At 50.4% G+C, this 24,499-nt stretch carries 25 protein-coding genes and 1 tRNA gene; 9 read left to right on the plus strand and 17 right to left on the minus strand.

Features of this window, described 5'->3' with window-relative positions; genetic code table 11:
• Nucleotides 1-168 precede the first annotated feature (168 nt).
• From ACEVG1_RS19290 to ACEVG1_RS19320, 7 genes are all read right to left on the minus strand, one after another.
• Nucleotides 169-1,038, minus strand: coding sequence for a lysophospholipid acyltransferase family protein (locus ACEVG1_RS19290; protein ID WP_374745370.1), 870 nt, complete (start codon nt 1,036-1,038; stop codon nt 169-171).
• Nucleotides 1,039-1,047: 9 nt separating this feature from the next.
• Entirely contained in the window at nt 1,048-1,932 is an 885-nt protein-coding gene (locus ACEVG1_RS19295) for a DUF6268 family outer membrane beta-barrel protein (RefSeq protein ID WP_374745371.1), read from the minus strand.
• 161 nt (nt 1,933-2,093) lie between these two features.
• Nucleotides 2,094-2,714, minus strand: a complete 621-nt coding sequence (locus ACEVG1_RS19300; RefSeq protein ID WP_374745372.1) for a porin family protein — start codon at nt 2,712-2,714, stop codon at nt 2,094-2,096.
• Nucleotides 2,715-2,858: 144 nt separating this feature from the next.
• Nucleotides 2,859-3,611, minus strand: coding sequence for a LytR/AlgR family response regulator transcription factor (locus ACEVG1_RS19305; protein WP_374745373.1), 753 nt, complete (start codon nt 3,609-3,611; stop codon nt 2,859-2,861).
• Nucleotides 3,608-4,534: a sensor histidine kinase gene (locus ACEVG1_RS19310; RefSeq protein WP_374745374.1), complete on the minus strand. Its 927-nt coding sequence runs from the start codon at nt 4,532-4,534 to the stop codon at nt 3,608-3,610. The genes ACEVG1_RS19305 and ACEVG1_RS19310 overlap by 4 nt, the downstream gene beginning before the upstream one ends.
• Before the next feature lie 196 nt (nt 4,535-4,730).
• Nucleotides 4,731-5,852 (minus strand): MBL fold metallo-hydrolase, encoded by a 1,122-nt coding sequence (locus ACEVG1_RS19315; RefSeq protein WP_374745375.1) that lies wholly within the window; start codon nt 5,850-5,852, stop codon nt 4,731-4,733.
• A 99-nt stretch (nt 5,853-5,951) separates the two neighbouring features.
• Nucleotides 5,952-6,788, minus strand: coding sequence for an alpha/beta fold hydrolase (locus ACEVG1_RS19320; RefSeq protein WP_374745376.1), 837 nt, complete (start codon nt 6,786-6,788; stop codon nt 5,952-5,954).
• Nucleotides 6,789-6,944: 156 nt separating this feature from the next.
• Here ACEVG1_RS19320 and ACEVG1_RS19325 point away from each other — a divergent pair.
• The 3 genes from ACEVG1_RS19325 (at nt 6,945) to obgE (ending at nt 8,768) form a co-directional block, all read left to right on the plus strand.
• Nucleotides 6,945-7,018 (plus strand) — tRNA-Arg (locus ACEVG1_RS19325).
• Nucleotides 7,019-7,081: 63 nt separating this feature from the next.
• On the plus strand, nt 7,082-7,657 hold the full coding sequence (locus tag ACEVG1_RS19330; RefSeq protein WP_374745402.1) for an adenylate kinase: 576 nt from the start codon (nt 7,082-7,084) through the stop codon (nt 7,655-7,657).
• Between the two features lie 112 nt (nt 7,658-7,769).
• The gene (gene obgE / locus ACEVG1_RS19335) at nt 7,770-8,768 is read left to right on the plus strand and encodes a GTPase ObgE (RefSeq protein ID WP_374745377.1); all 999 of its coding nucleotides are present in this window, start codon (nt 7,770-7,772) and stop codon (nt 8,766-8,768) included.
• Between the two features lie 5 nt (nt 8,769-8,773).
• On the opposite strand, the gene ACEVG1_RS19340 is transcribed toward obgE, so the two are convergent.
• From ACEVG1_RS19340 to ACEVG1_RS19350, 3 genes are all read right to left on the minus strand, one after another.
• On the minus strand, nt 8,774-10,246 hold the full coding sequence (locus ACEVG1_RS19340) for a S10 family peptidase (RefSeq protein ID WP_374745378.1): 1,473 nt from the start codon (nt 10,244-10,246) through the stop codon (nt 8,774-8,776).
• A gap of 132 nt (nt 10,247-10,378) precedes the next feature.
• Nucleotides 10,379-11,194: a 3-methyl-2-oxobutanoate hydroxymethyltransferase gene (panB, locus tag ACEVG1_RS19345; protein WP_374745379.1), complete on the minus strand. Its 816-nt coding sequence runs from the start codon at nt 11,192-11,194 to the stop codon at nt 10,379-10,381.
• 98 nt (nt 11,195-11,292) lie between these two features.
• Complete coding sequence (locus ACEVG1_RS19350) at nt 11,293-11,754, minus strand: cold-shock protein (protein WP_374745380.1); 462 nt, start codon at nt 11,752-11,754, stop codon at nt 11,293-11,295.
• 211 nt (nt 11,755-11,965) lie between these two features.
• On the opposite strand from ACEVG1_RS19350, the gene ACEVG1_RS19355 reads away from it, so the two are divergent.
• Nucleotides 11,966-12,688 carry an SDR family NAD(P)-dependent oxidoreductase gene (locus ACEVG1_RS19355; protein ID WP_374745381.1) on the plus strand — a complete coding sequence of 241 codons (723 nt, stop codon included), beginning with the start codon at nt 11,966-11,968 and terminating at the stop codon, nt 12,686-12,688.
• Here the strand turns inward: ACEVG1_RS19355 and ACEVG1_RS19360 are convergent.
• The 5 genes from ACEVG1_RS19360 to ACEVG1_RS19380 all read right to left on the minus strand — a co-directional run bounded on the left by ACEVG1_RS19360 (nt 12,618) and on the right by ACEVG1_RS19380 (nt 18,459).
• Complete coding sequence (locus ACEVG1_RS19360; RefSeq protein WP_374745382.1) at nt 12,618-15,197, minus strand: OstA-like protein; 2,580 nt, start codon at nt 15,195-15,197, stop codon at nt 12,618-12,620. The genes ACEVG1_RS19355 and ACEVG1_RS19360 overlap by 71 nt on opposite strands.
• A 14-nt stretch (nt 15,198-15,211) precedes the next feature.
• A complete protein-coding gene (locus tag ACEVG1_RS19365) occupies nt 15,212-15,964 on the minus strand; it encodes a hypothetical protein (protein WP_374745383.1) in 753 nt (250 codons plus the stop codon).
• A gap of 128 nt (nt 15,965-16,092) precedes the next feature.
• Entirely contained in the window at nt 16,093-16,677 is a 585-nt protein-coding gene (locus ACEVG1_RS19370; RefSeq protein WP_374745384.1) for a fibronectin type III domain-containing protein, read from the minus strand.
• A 44-nt stretch (nt 16,678-16,721) separates the two neighbouring features.
• On the minus strand, nt 16,722-17,144 hold the full coding sequence (locus ACEVG1_RS19375; RefSeq protein ID WP_374745385.1) for a hypothetical protein: 423 nt from the start codon (nt 17,142-17,144) through the stop codon (nt 16,722-16,724).
• 355 nt (nt 17,145-17,499) lie between these two features.
• Nucleotides 17,500-18,459 (minus strand): helix-turn-helix domain-containing protein, encoded by a 960-nt coding sequence (locus ACEVG1_RS19380; RefSeq protein WP_374745386.1) that lies wholly within the window; start codon nt 18,457-18,459, stop codon nt 17,500-17,502.
• A 28-nt stretch (nt 18,460-18,487) separates the two neighbouring features.
• Between ACEVG1_RS19380 and tilS the strand changes: the two genes are divergently transcribed.
• From tilS to ACEVG1_RS19405, 5 genes are read left to right on the plus strand one after another with little or no spacing between them, the layout of a single operon-like run.
• A complete protein-coding gene (gene tilS / locus ACEVG1_RS19385) occupies nt 18,488-19,828 on the plus strand; it encodes a tRNA lysidine(34) synthetase TilS (protein WP_374745387.1) in 1,341 nt (446 codons plus the stop codon).
• A gap of 4 nt (nt 19,829-19,832) precedes the next feature.
• The gene (locus tag ACEVG1_RS19390; RefSeq protein ID WP_374745388.1) at nt 19,833-20,318 is read left to right on the plus strand and encodes a hypothetical protein; all 486 of its coding nucleotides are present in this window, start codon (nt 19,833-19,835) and stop codon (nt 20,316-20,318) included.
• A gap of 54 nt (nt 20,319-20,372) precedes the next feature.
• On the plus strand, nt 20,373-20,669 hold the full coding sequence (locus ACEVG1_RS19395) for a DUF4834 family protein (protein ID WP_374745389.1): 297 nt from the start codon (nt 20,373-20,375) through the stop codon (nt 20,667-20,669).
• Between the two features lie 8 nt (nt 20,670-20,677).
• Entirely contained in the window at nt 20,678-21,802 is a 1,125-nt protein-coding gene (gene recF, locus ACEVG1_RS19400; RefSeq protein ID WP_374745390.1) for a DNA replication/repair protein RecF, read from the plus strand.
• On the plus strand, nt 21,789-22,079 hold the full coding sequence (locus tag ACEVG1_RS19405; RefSeq protein WP_374745391.1) for a DUF721 domain-containing protein: 291 nt from the start codon (nt 21,789-21,791) through the stop codon (nt 22,077-22,079). Before recF ends, ACEVG1_RS19405 begins: the two co-directional genes overlap by 14 nt.
• Here ACEVG1_RS19405 and ACEVG1_RS19410 read toward each other — a convergent pair.
• Together ACEVG1_RS19410 and ACEVG1_RS19415 are read right to left on the minus strand one after the other, a co-directional pair.
• A complete protein-coding gene (locus ACEVG1_RS19410) occupies nt 22,071-22,781 on the minus strand; it encodes a response regulator transcription factor (protein WP_374745392.1) in 711 nt (236 codons plus the stop codon). The two genes, ACEVG1_RS19405 and ACEVG1_RS19410, sit on opposite strands and share 9 nt — an antisense overlap.
• A gap of 14 nt (nt 22,782-22,795) precedes the next feature.
• Nucleotides 22,796-24,220: a sensor histidine kinase gene (locus tag ACEVG1_RS19415; RefSeq protein ID WP_374745393.1), complete on the minus strand. Its 1,425-nt coding sequence runs from the start codon at nt 24,218-24,220 to the stop codon at nt 22,796-22,798.
• Between the last annotated feature and the right edge of the window lie 279 nt (nt 24,221-24,499).

The raw sequence follows: 24,499 nt of genomic DNA on the forward strand, positions 1-24,499 counted from the left end.
AAAAATAATGAGAAAAAACTTGGTATGGCTTATTAGTCGGATTTGAAAAGGGCATTTTTTTTCACCCTAACCATTTCCATAAATATACGGATACTATTCCTAATCCCAAAATCTTAAAAGCGATTTCCCTGATCGTCAACCCAGGGATTTCGCTTTTAAACTTTTTCGTCATTTTTTCCACCGTTTATGTGTCCATAGCCAACCGTACGGTTCTTCCCTGATATTTTCTGTTAACAGGTCGATGTACTTTTGGGTTATTTCCCCGTCGTTCGTAAATGCGGCATTAGCACATACAGGCAAGCAGGCTATTTTATAACTTCCTTTTGATAGCTGTGTAATATGCAGATAAACAACCGCCGTCCGCGCCGTTCGAGCTAATTTCTCCATGCCTGAAAAAACATAGGTTTCCTGATTCAATAACGTAAAACTATATTTTTCTTCTTTTATGCGTGGGCATTGGTCAGCAAGAAAAAGATAGACGGCAGGGCTTGAACTTTTAGACAGGACATGGCGCACAATGGCACTATCAGCCAATAGCTTCATGCCAAAACGCGACCTTAGTTTAATCATCAACTTGTTCATCGTTCCAGACCGAAGGGGTTTGTAAACGGCATACACCTCGTGCCGTATTTTGTAGGGCATGAAATTTAACATCTCCCAGTTGCCACAATGCCCTAAACAGGCAATGACATTTCGCCCGGAGTTTATATACTGGTCTATCAATTCCAGATTCTCAAATCTTATTTTCTTATCGAGTACTTCTGCCGGAGCGGAAACACTTTTTACGATTTCAGCGAAATAGGCGACAAAGCAAGCGTAGAACTTCTTTACAATAGCATGGACTTCCCCGTATCGCTTTTCAGGAAAAGAACGTGCAACATTTTGAAAGACTATTACTTTCCTATACCCGATAACGTGATAAACAAGGAAAAAAGTAAAAGAAGCCATCGCATAGAGAAAACCCATCGGCAACAGACTGATGGCGTAGGTAGCCATATAAACGCTGCTATACGCAACACGCTGTAAGGCTTGCTTCATGTTCATCGATTAAAATTTCATTTTTAAACCGACGGACGCATACGGAGAGACAGAAAAATGATAGTCATTGTCGCCTGCAAATACCCCTTTCAAGGTTCTGTCGCTATATGCTGCAGGGCGGTACAGGTTCAGCCCCGCCATACCGGTTATAGCTAATCCTTTTTTGCCCAGCTTTATTTCGGGGCGAAATCCCGTAACGATATATTGGTGGGAGAATATCACATCTTTGCCTTCCTTTTCCAATAAGGCAACCTGTCCGTTCATTTCAAGCGCGTATGATAGTTTGAACCTTTCGTTGAAACCATAACCTACCGATACATCCAAGCCCTCTACCAGTTCGATATTTACATCGTATTTTCCATCACGCCTCCAGTTGAGGTAAACGGCAGGAAATACCATCGGATAACCCAGCGAACTGTTGATGGCCACACCACCTCCGATATCAAGATTGGGATTCAGATGACGTATAAAAACAATCCCCCCGCTTCCAAGTACATTTTTGAAGCTGATTTTGGAAAAATCGGTAGTGGGCGCGAAAACCCCTATTCCGACACTTGCCCGCATAGACCATTTGTCGTTCAACGGGCGTAAATGATAAAGACCCAGCTGTAAGTTCATGATTTCGGACACCATGTGTTCCGAAAAGTTTTGGTTTTTCAACGAAACGTATGCCCCGCCGACACCGATTCCCCAGGCAGTAGGACGATTGTTCTCATTTAACTTCATGGATAAGGGCATACTGAACGCTCCCTGGTAAACCATCGCCGAGCCTTTGGCATCGCCGATTTTTTCCCTTGGCTGCTCACCCGGGGGCAAATAATAGTAACCCGAATTTCCGATGTATTCTGTTTTTAGGGACACTTGCTGTGCTTGTGCGCCCAGACCTAACAGCATAACCCATGTTGTTATGAATAATGATGTTGACTTCACGGTTTTAAAATTGTATGTATACTTCATGGAAAGCTATAAACTATACGTACCGAGATTCAGGTATCCCGCTTTTGGCGGGAGCCTAAACTCCGGTACGTAATCTGCTCTTGATAACTTCGTGATTTTTAGAATTTGTAGGCTAACCCGATGGATGCACCGTGGCTTTTCATAGACCCGCCGTTACCTTTGTGCAGGTCTGCAAGGCCAAACTGATAACTTGCATTTATTTGCCAGTTCTTGTCGAAATCGTAACCAATGATACCACCTAAGCCATAGTCAAAACGGTTCATGGCCGGTTTACCTGCTGCGCTGTTATTTTTGAATAGGTTTGTACCATTGGACGTTGTACGGATGCCATAACCAACATACGGGCCTGCTCCTATAAAGGCTTTTCCGCTACCCAATTCTCCCTGTAGCATTCCATAGAGTGGTATCTCTACGCCAAGAGATTTGATTTTATTGGATGTCCGATCTGTGGTGGATGCCAGCTTAGAAGTCCTGTAATAAACATCCACGCCGGATTGGAGGGCAAAATTTTCGCTTAGGTCATATTTGACAAAACCGCCAACCGAACCCCCTATACTCATTTTACTGTCGAATCCTTTCATGCCGCCGCCTAGCCGATAATTGGAAAGGCTTGCCCCGGCTTTGAAACCGACGGATACCGGATTGTCCTGTGCGGATAATTGCGTGGAGAAAATCACGGTGCCTACTGCGAAAATAAATGCGAATACGTTCTTTTTCATTGTTCTAAAATTTTAATGTTGTTTTTAAATGCTGAACAAAAGAACGACGAACGGTGCCGTTACGAAATAGGTAAGCGATAGGCTTTAGAATCTATTAAATGAAATGCAATATGAAGGGGATGGATTTTTTGCTGCATGCGGCTGTTATACCATACCGTCCATCCATTTCAGGAAGTCGGGTACGCGTACGCGGCTCACCAACACCTCATGTGGGCATTCCGGCGAAAAGGAAAGCTTCAGGCGGCTGTTGAAGTATTTTGCCACATTTTCAATGGCTTTTACATTCCCCATGCAGTTACGCGATACACGGAAAAACAAACGGCCGTCAAGCTGTTGCTCCAATTGGTCTAACGTATAATTAATGATATATCGCCTATCGTTGAAGGTGTGGAGGAAGACAACCCCCTCCTCACTATAAAGATGGGCAATATCCTTGGTCTCTATATAATGATAGTTTTCCCCTTTGGCTATCAGGAACCGGTTTTTGGTTTTAAACGACAACAGTTGCTCAAAATTCCTGGAATGGTCTTTATAAGGACGATTATGGAAGATGTTCTCAAATTTGGTCAATGCCACCTCTAATTCATGCTCATCAAATGGTTTTAACAGGTAATCGACACTGTTCAGCTTAAACGCCTTGATGGCATGCTCGTCGTAAGCGGTTGTAAATATAACAGGTATGGTAACCTCCACATGGTTAAATATTTCGAAGCAGTTACCGTCTGCGAGGCGGATATCCATGAGGATCAGATCAACAGCAGATTCTTTCAGAAATCCAATGGTATCGATGACCGTTTTTGTTTGCTTCTCCAGCAGATAATCGGGACGCAATTTCGTCATCATACGTTTCAGCTCTTCGTATGCGAACCGCTCATCTTCTACTATCAGGTACTTCATGACTGTATATAGGGGATTTTCACCATAAATAGCTGTTCGGTATGCGCCACGATAACATCTTTACCGTACAATTTATATTGCTGCGTAATGTATTTTAGCCCGATTCCACCTTTATCCGTACTGCCTGACGGCTGTATATTGTTTTCGACCGTAATATAGTCGTTATCAATAGTAATCGTAATATTTAATGTTGATTCTTCGGTTGCCGTATTGTGCTTGAATGCGTTCTCTATGAGTAATTGCAGGGTGAGGGGGATAATCTTATGATGTTCACTGGAAGATATTCTATTGACCGTAAAAGTAAATGCGTTTTCAAACCGCATCCGCATCAGGAATAGATACGAATCCAGCGCATCCAACTCTTCCGCAACTGCCACCACTGGCTGTTGGGTGAGGGAGAGTACATACCGATAGGTTTTTGAGAGGGCCTTCGTGAACTTGTTGGCGTTTTCCTGATTGACATATATCAAAGAAGACAATACGTTCAGGGAATTAAACAGGAAATGAGGGTTTATCTGTGACCTCAACGTTTCGTGCTGAAAGAGCAGCACCTTACGTTTGGCTTTTTCGGAATCGGCTATGGCTTTTTGTTCGGACTGGAAATAATGGATCAACTCGAGTACCAACAGAATAGGGATATTGGTAGTCATGGCGAACACAAACTTGATAAGGAATGAAGGCATTCCCTCTTGGGGAATGTGCAATACGTTATATATGAGAAAATTAAATAACCATAATAAGGTCAAGGTTATTACGGTAATACCCACGATGTCCGCTACAATGCGTAAAAATATGTGCTTGGCATAAGGCAGGTATTTGCTCAGGAATACTAACAAATAGTAATCCGCTATACACATCGCAATGATGACGATATAATGAGCGGATAACTGGATATGGAAATTATTCCATAAATCTTCTTTCATTAAAATAATGCTGAAAAGCATCTGACACAGCGCATATATCAGTGTCGAGGAGAAAAAGATGACCAGTCTTTTTATATTTACTTTTCTTGCTTGAACCATTCCTCAAAAGTAAAGGTTCCAAGTAAGATTTCTTGAAAAGTGCCCCGGTTTTCCGATGAAGTTCATTATACGAGGGATGAATTTAACCCTCCATGGATCAATCCACTTGTTCCCACCACCTTTCGAAGACCTGTGCCGTGTCTTTCAGGTACACAGGCTGGCCAATCATGGGTGTAAGCAGCGGCATTCCGGTGTTTGCGTTGGCTTTTGTCAAGTCGATAAGCGGATCGTCCCACGCGTGCATGGCCAGCGAGAATTTGGAGTTATGCACCGGTAGTACACGTTTGGCGCCGAGGTTTTGTGCGGCGAGGATGACCTGTTCGGGTAAGGTGTGGATATTTATCCAATAGGGGTGGTACTGGCCATCTTCCAGGATGGCGAGATCGAACGGGCCATATTGCTGGCCGATGTGCGAAAAATGAGTGCCGTAACCACTGTCGCCACCGATGAAGATGCGTTGTGTGGGCGTATTCAGCACGAAAGAGGCCCACAACGTGCCGTTTCGTTTGAAGCCACGGCCCGAAAAATGGCGAGCAGGCGTGGCACGCAATGTAAAGCCATCAGACAGCTGGGTCAACTCATGCCAGTCCAGTTCAACGATTTTTTCGGCGGGATAGCCCCAGTATTCGAGGTGTGCACCTACGCCCAACGGACAAATTACGCGCTCCACTTTCGGCTGGAGCTGTTTGACCGTATTGTAGTCGAGGTGATCCCAGTGGTCGTGCGTAATGATGAGGTAATCGATGCCGGGCATATCTGGCACATGGTAGCCGGTCGTACCCGGAAAGCTTTTCGTGGTAAACGACACCGGTGAGGCGTAGCCATTGAACACCGGGTCTACCAATACTTTCTTGCCGTCTACCTGCATGAAATACGACGAATGGCCAAACCAGACGAGTACATCGGCTTGTGCGTCGAGCTGGTGAAGGTCAGTTTTGACGGAAGGAATGGAATCTACCGGCACTTGCCGGGGTGTCTTATTGAAGAGAAAACTCCATAGTACGGTGAGCATATTGACCCCTTCCGCCAAATCGGGGGTGTCTTCAAGGTTCTGGAAGCGTCCGTTTTTATAGTTGGGCGATTTTTCAATCCGCTCCAGCCGCTGGCCCTGCGGTGCACTACCGAATGGCGGTTGCCGGGTAAATATAACTATCCCGGCGACGAGTATCGCACAGATGATAAGCAAGCTTGACAACATACGTATGATGGTTTTCTTCATGCCGTTGTAAAGAGGCGAAATACGGCGCAAAGTAACCATGCCCCATGCATATCTGCAATCTTCGGGTTGACTTTTTACATTGGTCTGACCGCCTTCGTCTTATGCAGGGGCTATCTGGTCGAGGAATGCAATTAGTTCCATATTGAAACGGGTCGTATCTTCGAGGTTGGGCAGGTGGCCGCAGTTGGGTATCTCCAGGTAGGTGGCACCGGGTATCTCAGCTACGAGTATGTCGGACTGTTCGCGTGGCGTGATGCGATCTTCAGCCCCGCGGATGACCAAGGTGGGTGCCGTGATGTCTTTCAGGCTTTCGGTCGTATCGGTGCGTGATGCCAGTGCGAGCAAGGTTGCACAGATACTGCTTTCCGTATTGCGGCGGATGCTGCTTTTTATCAGGTCGATTGCATCCAGGTTTTCTGCCAGTGCTTTTTGCCCGAAGACGTTGTTTACAAATCCGATGGAAAATGCACGCTTGCCGTTTTTGAGTACGGATTGAATGGTGTCGAAACGCTTTAGCTTCGCTGCATTGTTATCGGCGAGGGAGTTGGTATCGCATAGCACTAAGCCCACAAATGCTTCGGGCTGGATTTGGTAAGCCCTTAGTGCAATGTATCCACCCATGGAGATGCCACAGACCACCGCGCGGGAGATTGCGGTTTTCCGTAGGAACACCAGCAGATCTTTGGCGAATACGTCCACACTGAAAAAGCCGTGGCCCGTGGTGCTATTACCGTGGCCCCGTACATCCATCGCGATGCCCCTGATGGAAGGGGGTAATCCTTCCAACTGTGGTATCCACATGTTTTTATTGAAAGGGAAGCCATGGACAAATACCACCGTTTGGTCGACCGGTTCAGCGTCTTTCAATAGATAACTTATACTGATGTCTCCGATGCGAATCCGTCGCCGTTTGATTAGGCTTTTATTGTAGTCCATATGGAGGTGTAACGTTTAATGGCATGAATATGTTTTGCCTTAAAGGTAATAAAATCAAGGAACTAATGCAAAGTTGATACTGTTGCTTGGTATTTTTTCCAAAAATATTTCGCAGGTATCAATCAGATTCCTATCTTTGCGAACCGAATCGGGAATGCGCTTGTAGCTTAACTGGATAGAGCACCTGACTACGGATCAGGAGGTTAGGGGTTCGACTCCCTTCAAGCGCACATGTTTCACCCACATAGCCTAATCAGTATAACGGTTAGGCTATTATTTTTCACGGATATATGATGCTAAACCTTGTTTTATTTGGCCCTCCGGGAGCAGGTAAGGGTACTCAATCGCAAAAGCTTATCGACCAGTACCGATTGGTACACATTTCCACGGGCGACCTTTTCCGGGCGCATATCGGTAACCGAACGGAATTGGGGCAGCGCGTGAGCAAGTTGATTGCTGACGGTGAGTTGGTACCCGATTCCATTACCATTGCCATGCTGGAAGAGGAAATCGATAAAAACCCACAGGCACCGGGCTTTATTTTCGATGGTTTTCCACGTACGGTAGCGCAAGCTGAGGCGTTGGACCGTTTTCTGGAATCAAAAGGCGCCGGCATAACAGGCGTGGTTGCACTAGATGTTACGGAAGAAGAGCTGACGGCACGCATTGCCAAACGTAAAGCCATCAGCAACCGCGCGGATGACGATAGCGAAAAATTGAAAAAACGCATTGAGGAGTATTTCAACAAAACCATCCACGTATTGCCTTATTACGAACAGCAAGGGAAACTTACGAAGGTAAATGGCATTGGCGATATCGAGGCTATCTTTGATGAGATCAAAGGTGTGGTAGATGGCCTGTTGATTTGATGATTATTAATTAGGTGGTTTATTTTCAATGGAATTAATGAACTCTTCGGTGTTCGTTGATATGCTGATTGTCAACTATCGATTATCCATTGTCAATTATCAATTATAAAAAGTGGCACAAGGTTCAAACTTCGTCGACTATGTAAAGATATGCTGCCGCTCCGGCAAGGGCGGGGCGGGTTCTGCACATTTACATCGCGATAAGTTTACCTCCAAAGGCGGCCCGGACGGGGGTGATGGCGGCCGCGGCGGCCATATTATCCTCAAGGGCAGCTCCCAATTGTGGACATTGCTGCACCTGAAGTACCGCAAGCACGTGATCGCTGATGATGGCCAACCGGGTGGCAGCGCATTGAAGCACGGTGCCGATGGTAAGGACGAAACGCTGGAAGTACCGTTGGGTACGGTGGCGCGTCATGCGGAAACCAATGAAGTGTTGTTTGATATTACCGAAAACAACGAGGTGAAAGTACTTACCCCTGGTGGCCGTGGCGGATTGGGCAATTGGCATTTCAAAAGCCCCACGCAGCAAACACCGCGGTATGCGCAGCCGGGCGAGTCGGGCAAGGAAGAGTGGATTATCCTCGAACTGAAAGTACTGGCCGATGTAGGGTTGGTGGGTTTTCCCAATGCCGGAAAATCTACCTTGCTTTCGGTGGTGTCTGCCGCGAAGCCCGAAATCGCCGATTATCCCTTTACCACCCTGGTGCCCAATTTAGGGATTGTTTCCTATCGCGACAATAAGTCGTTCGTGATGGCCGATATTCCGGGTATCATTGAAGGCGCATCTGAAGGGAAGGGACTGGGGCACCGTTTCCTACGCCACATCGAGCGCAATGCTGTGCTGCTATTTATGGTGCCGGCCGATACGGACCGAACCATCGCCGAGGAATATAACATTCTGCTGGACGAGTTGATTGCCTTCAATCCCGAACTGAAAGATAAACCGCGTATCTTGGCCGTAACCAAATCGGATATGCTCGACGCGGAGTTGGAAGCTGAGATGAAGGAAGAGGTGCCTGCTGGTATCCCCCATGTATTTATCTCGTCGGTAGCTGGAAAGAATATCCAATCGTTAAAGGATATGATCTGGCAAGCCATCAATAGGTGATGCCATCAATACTTAGCCGGTACGCCTTTGCCGGGCAAGCTTGCTTGGATAAACCGGCGGATATCTTCGTTACCTTTCTCTAGGTCTTCTTTTCGTAAATACATCATGTGCCCGCTACGGTATCCTATAAAACTCATCCGATCTTTCAGTCGGCCCGAGGGGTCCATCTGCCACATATTGTATTTGGCATTGAAATAATCGCAGGCGCCGTCGTAATATCCAGATTGTACCAAAAGATGCAGGTAAGGGTTTTGCGCCATCGCCGCACGCAGGTTTTCGCCGGTCTGATCATTGCTGCGGTCCCACGGGTGTACGGGGCCAAACATGTTGTACTTCACATCCGTTTTGAAATTAAGCTCATTGCGCATGTAATGGTTGATGGCCGGTGTGAACGAATGCAGCCACGAGGTGAGCTCAGCATTGAAATCGGGGCGTTCGCCCGCGTCGCGTCGGTCGATACCGCGGTAGCGCGAATCCAGTCGCCCAACCGTATAGCCACTGTCGCGTAGCAGTTCTTTCCAGAATTGAGACGTAGAGACGTTGAGGTTGTTTTGCAGGATGACCTTTTCGGGCAGCCCCGAGTAGCGGGCCACCTTTGCGGCGACGGCTTCCCTTTCCGATGGGGTGAGCGTACCGCCTTTTACGAGTGCCGGCAGCAATTCGTTGACAGCATATTGCTCCACTTCGGGCAACATATCGGTGAGGTCCTTCTGTTGGAGATCGGCAGGCAACGCCTTATGGAACCAGGCGGTGGCGGCAAAATAAGGAAGCCTGAGGGCAACGTCCACGGGCCCGGCTCGATCGATACCCAAATCGGTGGGCGATACGAGGATGACGCCATTGAGGTACATCCATTGGCTGCTCTGCAATTCGAGGGCAAGCCCTGATACGCGTGTGGTACCATAGCTCTCGCCGATGAGGTATTTGGGTGATGTCCAGCGGTTATGTCTGGTAACGAACGTGTTTATCCATTCGGCAAGGTACTGGATATCGGCGTTGGTGCCGAAAAATGTCGATTTTTTCGCTTCCTTGTCGAGAATGCGCGAATAGCCTGTGTTGACGGGGTTGATGAACACGATGTCTGCCACATCCAAGATGGAGTACGGGTTTTTCTTGGTGCCATACGGTTGGATGGGGTAGCCTTCGTCGTCGATTTCCAGCAGTGCCGGCCCGGTGTAGGCGATCTGCATCCATACCGATGCCGATCCAGGTCCGCCATTGAACGAAATAACCAGCGGTCGCGAATCGCGGTCGCTTACACCATCGCGCTCATAGTACGTATAGTCTACGGTAGCGATGGCCTTCCCGTCTTCGTCCCATACAGGTTGGGTGCCTTTGTAGGCCGCATAACTCATGCGTTGGCCTTTGATGGTCGTTTCGTGCTTGGTAATGATAACCGAGTCTGCGGGGATCTGCCGCTGGGCAACCGAAATGGAGGCCGTGGCCAGGACAATGCAAGTGGTTAGTATGTACTTCATGATGAACGGAGCATTGAGTTTGCTTCGGTTGGCTAAATTAATGAATCCGCTGTGGAGCCGCTGCAATATCTCGAAATTATTACATGGCCGCTTTAGCACAAAGACTTACGGCTAGCGACTTACGACTAAAACTCAATATTGCTCTTTTTCATTCGGAAAATCCGATGACTTCACATCGCGGATGTAGTTGCTCACAGCATTGCCTATTTCCTCATAGAGATTGGCGTACTGCCTGAGGAACCGCGGTTTAAACCCTTTGTTTATGCCCAGCATATCGTGTACTACGAGCACCTGCCCGTCGCAACGGGGCCCGGCGCCGATGCCAATGGTGGGGATACCGAGTGTATGTGTCACCTCGGCCGCAAGTGCCGCCGGTATCTTCTCCAATACCAGGCCAAAACACCCCGCTTCTTCCAATATCCTGGCGTCCGCTTTGAGTTTGTCGGCTTCAGCCTCTTCTTTCGCCCTTACGGTATAGGTGCCGAATTTGTAGATGGATTGTGGGGTTAGGCCCAAATGGCCCATCACGGGGATGCCCGCGTTGACGATGCGCTGTACCGTTTCCTGTATTTCGATGCCACCCTCCACTTTCAGTCCGTGCGCTCCCGTTTCCTTCATCACGCGCACGGCAGCTTTCAGAGCATCGCTACTATCGCCCTGGTAGGAGCCAAAGGGCAAATCCACAATCACTAGCGCACGCTTGGCGGCACGTACTACGGCCGATGCGTGGTACATCATCTCTTCGAGCGTGATGGGTACGGTGGTTTCATAGCCCGCCATCACATTGGCGGCAGAGTCGCCCACGAGGATGATGTCGATGCCCGAATCATCCAAAACTTTAGCCATGGAATAGTCGTAGCCAGTGAGCATTGCAATCTTTTCACCACGGCTTTTCATCTCCCGGATGGTATGGGTGGTGATGCGCTTGATTTCCTTGTTTACAGACATAACGCAAACGTAGTAAAAAAACGCCAAATGGTTCCAGCATTGTTTAGGTTAAAACCGCTATTACCGGAACACACCTGTGGTGCCTGCCCGTATTCGGTCTAGCTGATTTTTTTGACGTTTGCCGCCTGCGGGCCGCGCTGGCCTTTCACGATGTTGAATTCGATGCGGTCGTCTTCGGCGATGGGCTCGGTCAGGTCGTTTACGTGGAAAAATATACGTTCGCCGGTCATTCCGTCATTGATGAAGCCATACCCTTTGGATTCGTTGAAATACGCTACGCGACCGGTACGCATACCGTCGGCGTCTTCGATGTCTTCGAGTTTAGGCGTGCTGATCATGATCTCTTCTGCCGATACCGGTTTGAGTTTCTTTGGGTCGGGTGGGGTGGTTGTGATGTTGCCGTACTCATCTACGTAAGCGAGCATGTCATCCAAGCTCTTACCTTTGTTAGATGCGCCAGCCTGCCGTTTTTCTTCACGGCGCAGTTCCTTTTCTTTTTTCTTCTGTTGTCGTTTCTTGGCGTTTTCTTTTTTACTGAATGTCTCTTGTGATCTTCCCATTGATGATTTTAAATTAAACAATTCTATCGGGGTCAATACCGCATTTCGATGGCTTGCAAGCTGGGGTGGGGAGCAACAACGAAAGGTAATAACTTGGCCCTTTGCGCAAAGGTACAAAATACTATTGGATAACCAAAGACGGGAGAGTGCGGAGTTGACGAATTGTTTCTACCTTTAGCGGCTGGACGTAAATACAGCAATCTGCAGGGCAATGACAGGTAAGAAAATCATCATCATCGGGGCGAGTTCCGGCATTGGCCGGGCGTTAGCGGCTGTTTTTGCAGCCGGGGGTTATATGGTGGGCATTACCGGGCGGCGCGAGGCATTGCTACGCGAAATAGCGGCCGGCCGGCCTGCCAGCTATCATACTGCCGCGTTCGACGTGACAGACACCGCAACGAGCATTGCTCATTTGCAAACACTTGCTGCGGCCATGGGTGGTGTCGATACCATCGTGATCAGTGCCGGAAGTGGTGATACCAATGCGGCATTGGATTTCGGGATCGAACAGCGGATGATTGATCTCAACGTACGTGCCTTTACCCAATTGGCCGATTGGGCGTTCAACTATTTCAAAGGGCGTGGCGACGGGCATTTGGCGGCCATCACTTCCGTGGCCGGGATGCGGGGTAGTAGACAGGCGCCCGGCTACAGTGCCAGCAAGGCCTACCAAATCAACTACCTGCAGGGGCTGCGGCAGAAGGCGCGAAGCGAGCAGTTGGATGTGGTGGTGACGGATATCTGCCCGGGCTTCGTGGATACGCCGATGGCCAAATCGCCCACGCGGTTTTGGGTGGCGCCGGTCGGTAAGGCAGCCTTGCAGATTTACCGGGGGTTGCTAAAGCGGCGCAGCGTGGTTTACGTCACACGGCGGTGGCGGGGTGTCGCCTGGCTCTACCGCTGGCTGCCCGGGTGGGTGCATAGGAGGCTGTAACGGATGCTTGGTGCATAAGTAGCCTGTCGGGGTGGTTGTTTTGCGGGTGCATATATGCGGATGAGCCTTCCGTTGGGGTGTCTGCCGGTAAGGGTTTGCCACGTAAGCTGTCGGTGGTCAGGCTGTCTGTCATTAAACTGTCCGCAATCACCGTATCCTTTACCGATCGATCCTTCGCTACGCTATCCGGTGGTGGTACGGGTAGTTCCACGCGCGTCGAATCATTGGCAATCGGCCGTCCTCCCGTAGGGGGCTGCTCTCCGGCAGTTGTTGAGTCGGTCGGTACTACCAACGCCGCATCCGCGGGTGGCCGCCGGCGTGTCAACAGGTCCTCTTTCGACGTGGGCCGATCGCCGGGCTTCCACACAAACCCGTTGAGGATTTCCGCTTCCTGCGGAACCAGAAATATGGGGTATACCTTTCCTTCCGGCCGGTGTATCGGCGTAAATTCCACGATCTGGTTGCTATCTACCACGATCTTGATCCGGCTGCTCCTATTGTGGTACATATTTGTGTAGACCTGCTCCTTTTCATCGGCCATATAGTAGATGCTCTCCGCGTTGCCATCCACAAACATGCGGTCCAGTGCATTGCCGGTGAAAAAACCGGTAATCCGGCGGCCTTTCACTTGGTTGTACTTGCTCGAATCCAATTGCGTATTCACCATGAAGGCGTTGCCCAGCAAAATCATGTTGTCCAACTGTTCGTTGCGCACTTGCATGAAAATCGTGTCCGAGGTCATCTGCGACCCTTGGGCCCAGATCATCGGTCGACCGAAAAAGCGCATCATCGAGTCGGGGTAACCATAGTATACCGAATCTGCTACGGCCTGTAAATCCGATTTGAACAACCGCACGTTGTAATAAGCCTTTATAATCCGTGTTTTGGCAGTGTCATTGCCCAGTGAGTCGGACGGAATCGTATCTGTCGCGGACGGACGCGAAAGTGCCGCAATGGCACCGGCCAGGAGGCTGTCTGCTTCACCCCCTGAAGGAATGAGGGCCCGCTCCCGCAACACACTGTCGGCCACAAGACTTCGTGCCAGTGCATCATGGCCGAGCTGCGTGCTAAGCGGCACGGCCTGTACCCGTTCAATGTGGGTAGCCAGTAGCGCGGAATCGGTTGCGGTCTCTTGGTGAGCGATTACGGTATCTTTTCGGGTTACCGTGTCTCTCAGCGTCGTAACCATACTGTCGGGCCCTGCACGGAGCGAATCGATGGGCACCCCCTCGACGGTATCTGCCAAGGTTGCGTCGATACTGTCCGCTGATGGCGCATCGGTACGTGGAGGGCGGGCCAGCGTACGCGTACCGCCGTCGCCCGGCGGTGCGAAGTCGTCCAGACTGCCGAAATCACCACCATCCCCCAAATCTTCGCCAAATTCCTCATCGGTATATTCTTCGAGTTCACCACCCCCTCGATCCAGCTCAAAAACCCTCGGCACGTAATCTTTGAGAAAGATCAGCCGGGAAAATAGGGTGTCGGCGGTGAGGTAGATGGTATCCACGGCCGGTGGCGCGGCTTGCGGTACCGCCAAACTGTCCGCGGGTAGGGGGCGTAGATCAGCACTATCGGCAATCAGGCTGTCTGGTCGGGCGTGGAGGCTATCCACCGTGGTGCTATCATTGCGGGTCACGGTCATCACCAGTGGGTTGCGGGTCATCGTGATTGACTCATCTGCCCGGTTATACACACCCTCGCCACCATAGCTGAAATACTGGTCGGCCGTATCGATAAAGACGACATTCTGCACGGCCCGGCCGTTGCCGGATATGCCATCGTAATAAATACTATCACCGCGCAAAAACCTGCTTCCTTCGGTATACAGGTTATTCCGGTCAAACCATGCCTGTTCGGTTTCCGTATTATACTCACCGCGTTCGGTGTACATGTTTTCGCCGTCGTTGCCCTTGATGTTGGTGGGTCCGTAGAAGTAGGTCACCTTGGTGCCCGAGTTATACCGCATCGTATCGGTATAGATTTTCACATCGGGCGTGCGCACAATGACATCGTAGCGGAAATAAGCGTCTTTCGTATTGTCGAAGTAATAGGCGTTCTTGCTGGTAATGGTATCGGTGGTATTGACGATGCGGCCCCCTCCGGTATACGTGCCCACACTGCTTTTCATGTTGTAGGTGAGGTAATTTGTGGTAAGTACCGAGTTGCCGTCTACCATCCGTACATTGTTTGTGAGGGTGGCTAGCTGCGTTTCGGCCACGTACTGCAGCTTATCGGCGTAGATTACCGTGCCATTTGGCTGTGTGATGATCACTTTGCCGAAGGCGTCGAAAAATTGCCGCCCTTCGTCGTCGTTGTATAGGTAACCACTGTCGGCGGAGAGGGTAGAGCCGTGGTGCTCGTAGACCGGCCGGTAATTGATCATGCGGCCCGTGGTGGCGTTCAGCCGGCTATGCGATGACGATAAAAGCCGCAGCTCATCCCGCTGTTGCGCGTGCAGTGCAGCGCAACATAGGGTGACAGCATATATCAGCGATAGCCATTTTTTCACGGCGGTAAAAATAGCTAAAATGGGTGGTATTCCCCATCATCACCGAGGCGGATGTTGATGATACCTGATTTTTCGATTTCAGGGTGTCGCTTGTAAAGCCTGTTTTCCATCACATCCACATCTTGGGAAAAGTCATCTGTAATTTCTACTATTTCGGTGTAGTCAAAGAATGCAGAGAGGGCTTTGTCGTTATATAGCCGTTCCGCAAAAGTAATGGGTTGCCATTCTTCGAGGAGATTTTGATGGTCCCGGTCGAGGGAAACTGTATCCACGCTGGCTTCGTCATACCGTTGGTAGATTTCATGCAACTGCCCCTCAGCGAAAGCCTCAAACCAAGCGTCAAATTCTTCGGACGTATTTATGAATGCATTGTACTCTTCCTTGCACCGGGACATCTCGCTGCCAAGCGCAGCCATATCATCGGCTATACGTTCCTTGTTTGTCCGGAAATCGTCCATATCGATGTGGAACACGCCACTGTTGTCTAATGGGCGGGCATGTACGGATTCGATGATTCCGGCCACGGCTTGCAGCAGGTGTAGCCGCTGTCGGTATGGCGATATTGCGTAGATGATTTCATTCGTATGCGCGATGGCCTTATCCAACCGGTACTCATACTCCTCGCGCATGTTTTTCAGCCGCCACACCTCGTCATGCAGGTGGATATATTTCGCTAGCGTTTCTTTTTCCCATTCAGGCTGTGGCCTATCGGGATGATACCGCAGCTCGATGGTACGGAGCGGATGGTGGGTGATGGTTTTTTCCATGGGTTCATCAATTGCAGCAAAAGTACAGAAAAAAAGACGGCACCCCATTTCTGAAGTGCCGTTAAATTGTTAGTTCAAGAAATTCCGCTGATGTTGGCTTGCGGGTGGGCGGCCCGCATCGCTCAGCGTCAGATTACAATGGCTGTTACCTTTTCGCCGTAATTCACCGAATTGGGGTCGTTGTCTATGTAGGCGCCCCGGAATTCATATTCGGCAAACTGCTGCAAGCCGGATATGACCGTTTGGGACGCGTGGGCGGTCACTTCGGTCCACGCGTCGCTGCTCCCGGCCAGGCGGTAACCATAACGGTAAGACCGTGCCCAGGGGTGTCGTTTCATTTTCAGTGCCACGCTACATGAACCGAGTGAGCCGCTCTTTGCAACGAAGTCGACTGGTTGCGGGCACCGGCCCCGCGGTTGGCGCGCCTTCGTATGATTGAACCCGGCTGCGAGGATTGTCGCCGGGTCGCCCATCGCCACTTGTTGTACCGAAAGTGCGAGCGAGTGAAGCGTGTTCTCCAATTGGCTGCGTACCTGGTCGCGCACGGTGGTGGCATGCTTGCCCCCGCGCACCGCGTCGGCCACGGCGGCACGGTAATTTGTCAGGTTTGTTTCCAATACCGTTAGTTCGGGTACCGGAGTGGGGAAAAGTTCATTCCCCGTCATCTTGAGGAGTACGTTCTCGGCCACTTGGTCGAGCATCTCAACACTCATCTTTGCGAAATTTACTTTTGCTTTGTAATACATTGTCTAATGTTTTAAAAATGAATAATTTGTTTATTAACTCTCAGTTTGGGTTGATCGTGTCCACGGGGGTGCACATTTAGGTTGGTTTGCTGAGAATGCAGCGGTTGTTGGTTGATTGGGATGGGAACTGTTGTTCCGGAGAGGGCGCCGTGTTTTCTGTCGAGCATCGGGAGTGCGCTCATGAGCTGGCGGGCTTCGCTCGTTAGCGTTAACGTTCCGCTCGTGAGTTCCACTTCTTCGCCCATGAGCTGGCGGGCATCGTTCGTTAGCGAGAACGTGCTGCTCATGGGTTCCACTTCTTCGCCCATGAGCTGGCGGGCATCGTTCGTTAGCGAGAACGTTCTGCTTATGAGGTCCATTTCTTTGCCCATGAGCTGGCGGGCTTCGCTCGTTAGCAGAAAGATTCCGCTTATGAGTTCCACTTCTTCGTTCATGAGCCGACGGGCTTCACTCGTTAGCGGAAGGATTCCGCTAATGTGTTCCATTTCTTCACTCATGAGCTAGCGGGCTTCGCTCATGTGCTGTAAGTTTTGGCTCATGTGCACAGCGATGTTGCTCGTCAATATTCCCCCCTTACGGAGGGGCGATTTAGTGAAAGCGGACGGCAATACTATTAAATAAGTCAAAGAACGATGCCCGCTATCCGCGTCTGGGAGAAAGGGACATATAGTAAAATTGGGGAATATTGAGGCAGCGTGTTAGCAGTATCGTGCCAAATTGAAAATCAGGCAACAGTAATTTTGGCACGATAATGATATTTTATGTGGTAAAAGTATGATAAGCAGGTTTTTATCTTTTCTTGTGCGGGGGGTGTCCGAAAAGGGCTTTATACTGTGTGGCGAAATAGGATGGGTGGTTGAAGCCTACTTTGGTCGCTACATCGCCCACGGGATGGTCAGTGTTTTTCAGTAGCTGGTGTGCCTTTTCCAATCGGGCGTGCAGTATCAGCTTCTGCGGTGTAGATTTCCCTTGGTTTTCAAACAGCCGGTAGAGGTTGCGGCGCGACAGGCCGACATCTCGCGCGAGGCCGTTTACGTCGAAAGTGGGGTCGGCTAGACGCGTCTGGATGAGTTCTTCGGCTTGGCGCAGCATGTCTTCGTCCAGTGTGGTGCGCGGCTCGGGCTGCGATGCCATTAAATTGGTATGATAGAGTTTAGCAGCCTGGTACAGGGCCTCTTTGCGCTGTATGTTGAGTGCAAACCCCCGTTTGTCGGTTTTGTTGAGTCGGTCCAGATACTTGTAGATGGTATAAGGAAGGAATCGGTAGGGGAGGGTACATACGGCGGCAGTGGGGTCTGCGGTCGCTGCCGCGAGTTCGGCATAGCGGCTGAACTCTGTTGCCAGCAACGGGATGGCCTGTTGCGAAAAGCCCATGCAATGCACGGTGGATGTTCCTTGCCCGGGTTGTACCTCAATGGGTCCTGCAGGTCCCAAAGCCGCGAAAGATGCAAAAGGAGGGATGTCGAGCGGGTTTTGCCCGTCCCCAAAGACCCATCGGGTTGCGTACTGGCCGTTTAGCACCAGCAGGAGGGTCCGGTCCGATAAGTGCAAAGTTGCCGCCGCATCGGCCGCCAACTTTGCCGCTACATAAAAGACCGTTGTACCGGCAAAAGCGCGCTCCGGCAAACAGGCTTCCCCGTTTACATATAACTTGAAATGATGGTCCGTCGGCTTCAAATGGCAATAGAGGTAGTGTTCGTGGGCTAAAATAGCAATCCCATGGCGAAAAAGCAAAGCGTGCATTGCCATCTATCCAATATCGCGTACCTTTGGCGGTATGAGCGTGCAGGAGCTATTTATCCGATACCTTGGTGAGCAGGCCCTCTGCCAACAGGGCGACCGTATATTGCTCGCCGTGAGCGGCGGAAAGGATTCGGTGCTGATGACCCATCTCTTTGCCAGCGCTGGGTATACCATTGGTATAGCCCACTGCAATTTCCGGTTACGTGGTGTAGAAGCCGATGCGGATGAGGCACTGGTAAGCCGCCTTGCACGGCAATTGGATGTGCCTTTTTATATCACGGCGTTCGATACGGCGGAACATGCGCAGTCCAATGGCATTTCCATCCAAATGGCGGCGCGCGACCTGCGGTACGACTGGTTGGAAACCATCCGGGCATCGCAGGGTTACGATTGTGTCGCGGTGGCGCAGCATCAGAATGATCATCTCGAAACCCTGCTTCTCAACCTCGTGCGCGGTACGGGCCTCAGCGGCCTCCGGGGCATCCAACCCAAGCGCGACCGTATCATCCGTCCGCTGCTGTTCCTCACGGCAGCCGAAGTGGCGGCCGAAGTGGGGCGGCAGGGATTGGCCTACCGTGACGATACGTCCAACTTCTCCACCAAATACGCCCGCAATAAAATCCGGCTGGAAGTCATCCCCAGGTTAAAGGAACTTAACCCTGCACTGGAGCAGACAATGGCCGCGAATATGGTCCATTTCACCGACGCCCATACCGCATTGCATCGCTATGTGGCGGAGCTGCGCGACCGTTTTTTTGTGCCGAAGCAAATAGATGGGGAGGAGGAGTGGCATATCCGCATCGCGGAGCTGACGACCCTCCATCCGCAGTTGTTCCTGTTATATGAGTTATTCAAACCCTACGGCTTTTCCGAGGCGGTACTGGCCGATTTGGCCAACGCATGGAACGGCATACCCGGCAAACAGTTTTTCTCGCCGTCGCATGTGCTGTATCTCGACCGCCAAACCGTGGTCATGAGACGACGGCGTGAGCCATTTGCTGACGAGGTGACGACCATCCATGAAGCCAGCGAGAGCATATGCTGGGGTGGGGCCCGCTTCGAGTTGGACTGGTCTATCGATACGGTCGTGAACACCGACCCCGACATCGCCCAGTTTGATGCCGACCTGATTGTCTTTCCCCTTACGATCCGCTCATGGCATGCTGCCGACGCCTTCCACCCGCTGGGGATGGGGGGCAGCAAGAAGCTGAGCGACTTCTTTGTGTCGTTGAAAATTCCGGTGTACCGCAAGCATCGGGTGCCCGTGGTGGTCAATGGCAACGGCGATATTCTTTGGGTAGCCCCTTATCGGATGGACAATCGCTATAAAATTACGGCCAAAACGAAAAAAGTGTTTACATTAGCACGTCTTTAATGCCATGGAGGAAAAACCGATTTACGTGGAAAACCAGTACCTGGGGCGCGATCGCGGCTGGCTCAGCGTACGGTTGGTACTTGCACTGTTCTGTTTCACCGCCTATTACATCAACATTGAACGAGAGAGCGAGAGCCAACTGTTCCTCTTGGTGGGCATTGCCATCCTGTTCGTTTCGATTGTGATGATGTATATGCTCCAGTACCGCATTACGGTGGAAGGGGGGAACGTGAAGCTGAGCGGGCTGTGGACCACCCGGTTGGTGAAGATCGATCTAAACAGCATCGTGAAGGTGGAACGCAAGCCGTACAGCAAGTTTTTCATCAACAACCCGGTCTATAACCTACATCAAAAAGGCCGGATAAAATTCTATGCGGGGGGCAAGGATGCGATATGGCTCACCGACCGTGACGGGTTGTTGTATATCATCGGTACGCAACGGCAGGTGGAACTCGAACAAGCCATCCTGAAAGCAAAAGCTACCGCGTAAATCGATAGTGACAAACTTGCATGTAAATCCATTTTTACGTAGGTTTGTATCAATATGGGATTACTGAAGTTTTTGGTCATCGCAATAGCCGTTATGTGGTTGGTACGTTTGGTAGCACGGCTGCTTTTCCCATGGGCGATGCGCAAGATGGCAGAAAAGGTGATGGGCAACGCCCAACAACAATACCAACAACGGAATACAACCTACCGCGGGGCCAACCCCAGCGAGCGGCGCCAGCCCGATGGCAAGGTACGTATAGATTACATGCCACCGCAAGACAAGCCGAAAAACGGAGCCAAAAATGCCGGTGAGTTTGTGGATTTTGAAGAAATCAAGTCGTCTGCTGAATAGCTGCCAATATGTGGCTGAAACAACTCGCTGTCCTTAATTTCAAGAATTACGCCGAGGCCACCCTGCATTTTGCGCCCGACGTGAATGCTTTTACCGGTGCCAACGGGGCGGGCAAGACCAATCTCTTAGACGCCATCCATTACCTGTCGCTCTGCAAAAGCTTCTTCAATCCGATCGACTCACAACAGATTCGACGGGACGCCGAGTGGTTTATGGTGCAGGGCGAATTTGACAAAGAGGGGCAACCGGATACCGTGGCATGCAGCCTTAAACGTAACCAAAAGAAACAGTTCAAGAAGAATAAGAAAGCATACACCCGCTTAGCGGACCATATCGGTCTGTTCCCGCTGGTGATGGTGTCGCCCAGCGACTCGGCCATCGTGACCGATGGGAGCGAGGAGCGCCGTCGTTTTGTAGACAATGTGATCTCGCAGACCGATCTTGCTTACCTCGACGGCCTGATTGCCTACAATAAATGCCTGGCCCAGCGCAACAGCCTGCTGAAACAGGCGGCAAAAGGCGGTCTATTGGATAGCAGCCTGCTCGAGGTGCTCGATATGCAGCTGGTCGAACTGGGCGTGCCTGTTTTTGAGAAGCGGCAAGCGTTCATGGCCGAATTTATCCCCGAGTTCGATAGTCACTACCGGTTCCTTACCGAAACGGCCGAAACGGTGTCGCTCGTATATGAATCGCAGTTATTGCACGGGTCGTTTGCCGTGCTACTGGAGCAGCGCTTGGGGCGCGACCGCCTGCTAGAGCGGACCACCGTGGGTATCCATAAAGACGACCTGCTTTTTGCCATCCATGGCGATATGCCGCTAAAGAAATTCGGTTCGCAGGGGCAGCAGAAGTCGTTCCTGATCGCGCTAAAGCTGGCCCAGTACAGTTTCCTGTACCGTAAGAAAGGGTTCAAGCCGCTGCTGCTGCTGGATGACATCTTTGACAAGCTGGACGACCAGCGCACGCGCAAGCTGATGCAGATGGTTTCGGCCGATGATTTTGGCCAGATATTCCTAACCGATACGGATTCCGCGCGGATAAACCGTATCTTTGAGGAGATAAACCGGCGTGTGCGTATTTTTGATATCAGCAACGGCACGGCACAGCAACTGGGACAGGATGAGCAGGGGTGACGATATGACCATCAAGGAAGCCATCGAGAAGATGCTCGAGGTATACAAACTGCGCCGTAAGTTTGATGAAACCGCTTTGGTAGCTGCCTGGCCGCAACTGATGGGTAAAGCGATTGCGAACCGTACCAAGCAACTTTATATCCGTGATAAGAAGCTGTTCGTTAAAGTGGAATCGGCGGTCATCAAAAATGAATTGGTGCTGATGCGGTCGCAGATTATCGGTCGTCTAAATGAACATGTGGGGCAGGTGGTCATCGAAGACCTCGTTTTACTCTGACGACGGCACGGAAAGGATGAACCCCACACCGTAACTATTCTCGATCCGTATGCCCGAAGATGAATACCGTAACAGTTTGCGTAGCCGCGATATGAACACGTCGAGGCTGCGGCCCATAAAGTAATCGTTTTCCCCCCAAAACCTGATCAGTAAATCCTCCCGTTTCACAATGGTGTTGCGATGGGTATATAGGTACTCCAGCAGTTCGGCCTCCCGGAGCGTTACCGTAGTTTTAACGCGGCCATCCACCGAAAGGCTCAGCGACTCTTTATTGAGCGTGATATTGCCTATTTCGATCGTATCGGTGACTGGTTCGGCTTCCATTACCACGCTCTTGCGCCGTACAATGTTGCGGATACGCAATACCAACTCGTCGATATCGAAGGGTTTGGTAATATAGTCCATGGCCCCCATATCCAATCCCAGCAACCTGTCCTGCTTTTCCTTGCGTGCGGTAAGGAATAGGAAATAAGCATTCCTGTCGTGGGTCAGGATGCGTTGGGCTAGGTCAAAGCCGTTGAAATCGGGCAATTGGATGTCAATGATGACCAAGCTGTACGCCATTTCCTGCCGCAGGTATTCTTGGTAGGCGCTTTTGCCGTCCAAGCACCAGGTGACGTCGAAATTCATCGCCTCCAGGTACTGTTTGGTTACATTGCCCAGATCCACTTCGTCTTCTATGTATAGTAATTTCGGGTTCATTGCGTGCGCTTGCGTTAGTGGGGGATGTGAATGGTGAACTGGCTGCCTACGTCCCCTTTGCTCTCCACGGAAAGTTTCCACCCGTGGCTTTTGATGCATTGGTAGGTGTAATAAAGCCCCAACCCGAGCCCGGGGATGTGCTGGGCCCCTTGTTTCTGGAAACGGTAGAACTTTTCGAACACATGCGCTATCTCCTTGTCGGGGATGCCCGTGCCATTGTCGGCTATCCGTAGTTTGATGGTGTTTTCATCCAGTGTGGTATCCACGGTGATCCGTTTCTGTTCGCTGTGGTTGTATTTGATGGCATTGTCAAACAGGTTGAACAGCATCGTGGTGAAAAAAAACTTGTTGAGTTCTACATGGAGCGGTGCCGAAACGGTGTGCAGGCCCACCGCGGTATTTTGCACGGATAGCTTTACATTGTAGTCGGTAACGAGCTCGGCCAGCAACTGGTTGAGCTCATGTGGCTCCTTCTGTAGGGTGGAGTTGTCCATGGTGGTGATATCCATCACCTGGTCGAACAGCTTCTGCAGGCGGAGCGATTGCCGCTCGATGATCTTTGTGAGTGGCTTGATGTTTTCCGCGTTGGCGAGGATACTGTTATTCTGCATATTCTTGTTCGCAACGATGATGGTAGAGAGGGGCGTGTTGAACTCGTGTGTAATGCTATTGACGAAATCGGACTTCATCTCTGCCAGTTTTTTTTGGCGAAGCCAGTTGCGGTATGTAACGTAGTATATAGATACTACACAGCCGATAGCGAACAGTGCGAGCAGGAATGTGGGCATCATCAATTTCACGATGCGCCATGTACGGTTACGGTGGTCCGCATGCAGCGAGAACGACATCCAGTAGTTATAGTCTTCCGCGTTGCTGACCGTGATGCTGGTTATTTCATTTTGCGGTAAAGGGGTATGGAGATAGCCGCCAATACGGACACCCGCACGGGTATTCAGGGAATCCGGCAGAAAGGGCGGCGGGTCGCTGGCGTGATAGACATTTACGAGCATCATGTTCTTAAAAACCAGCTGGATGGCATTGATGGTAAGCAAATATTCGAAGTCCTCGTCAATTTGATATTCTGCTTTGATGGCTGCAAAAAGGCTATCCATGGTGTTGCCCTTGCGGAGCGCAACGAACATGCTGTCTAGTATAAGGTTCTTTTCGTGTTCAAAGATATCGGGCCCGCGGTGGTAAGCTGCTTCCAGCGCATGGATGTTGTTCATCAGGTAGCGGTTGATGATGGTTACGCCGCCCGGAAACACCTTGTCGTTGCGGATACGCTGGGTGTAGCGTTCGTCAATGAGGTTTTTTTCGACCGCCTGGTATTGCTTATCGTTCAGTTTGAATGTATTGAAGGTAAGGTAGAACACCACCGAAATCAATAGGATGAGCCCCAGTAATGAAACACCTTTATGTGCCTTCAACGAATACCGCATGCGTTTACCAGATTGACCGTTGTGTTAATATGAGCGAATATAGCAATGAAATCACAAGAATAAGCGTTGCACGACGGCTTGTTTGAATTTCATTAACATTTCGTTGGGTATTCGTTAACAGACGACAAAGGGCTAATGTATTATTTTTGTTGCGGTAGATGTAATTGTACCCTATTAAAACAAAATATATCCAAGTGCCGGGATGGGCGACTTTTTCATAATAAAAGTTGCCCATTTCGATTTATAAACAAATTCGATGCTAAACAACATGGTAACGAC

Source organism: Parapedobacter sp. 2B3 (assembly GCF_041925275.1).
Lineage (GTDB): Bacteria > Bacteroidota > Bacteroidia > Sphingobacteriales > Sphingobacteriaceae > Parapedobacter > Parapedobacter pyrenivorans_A.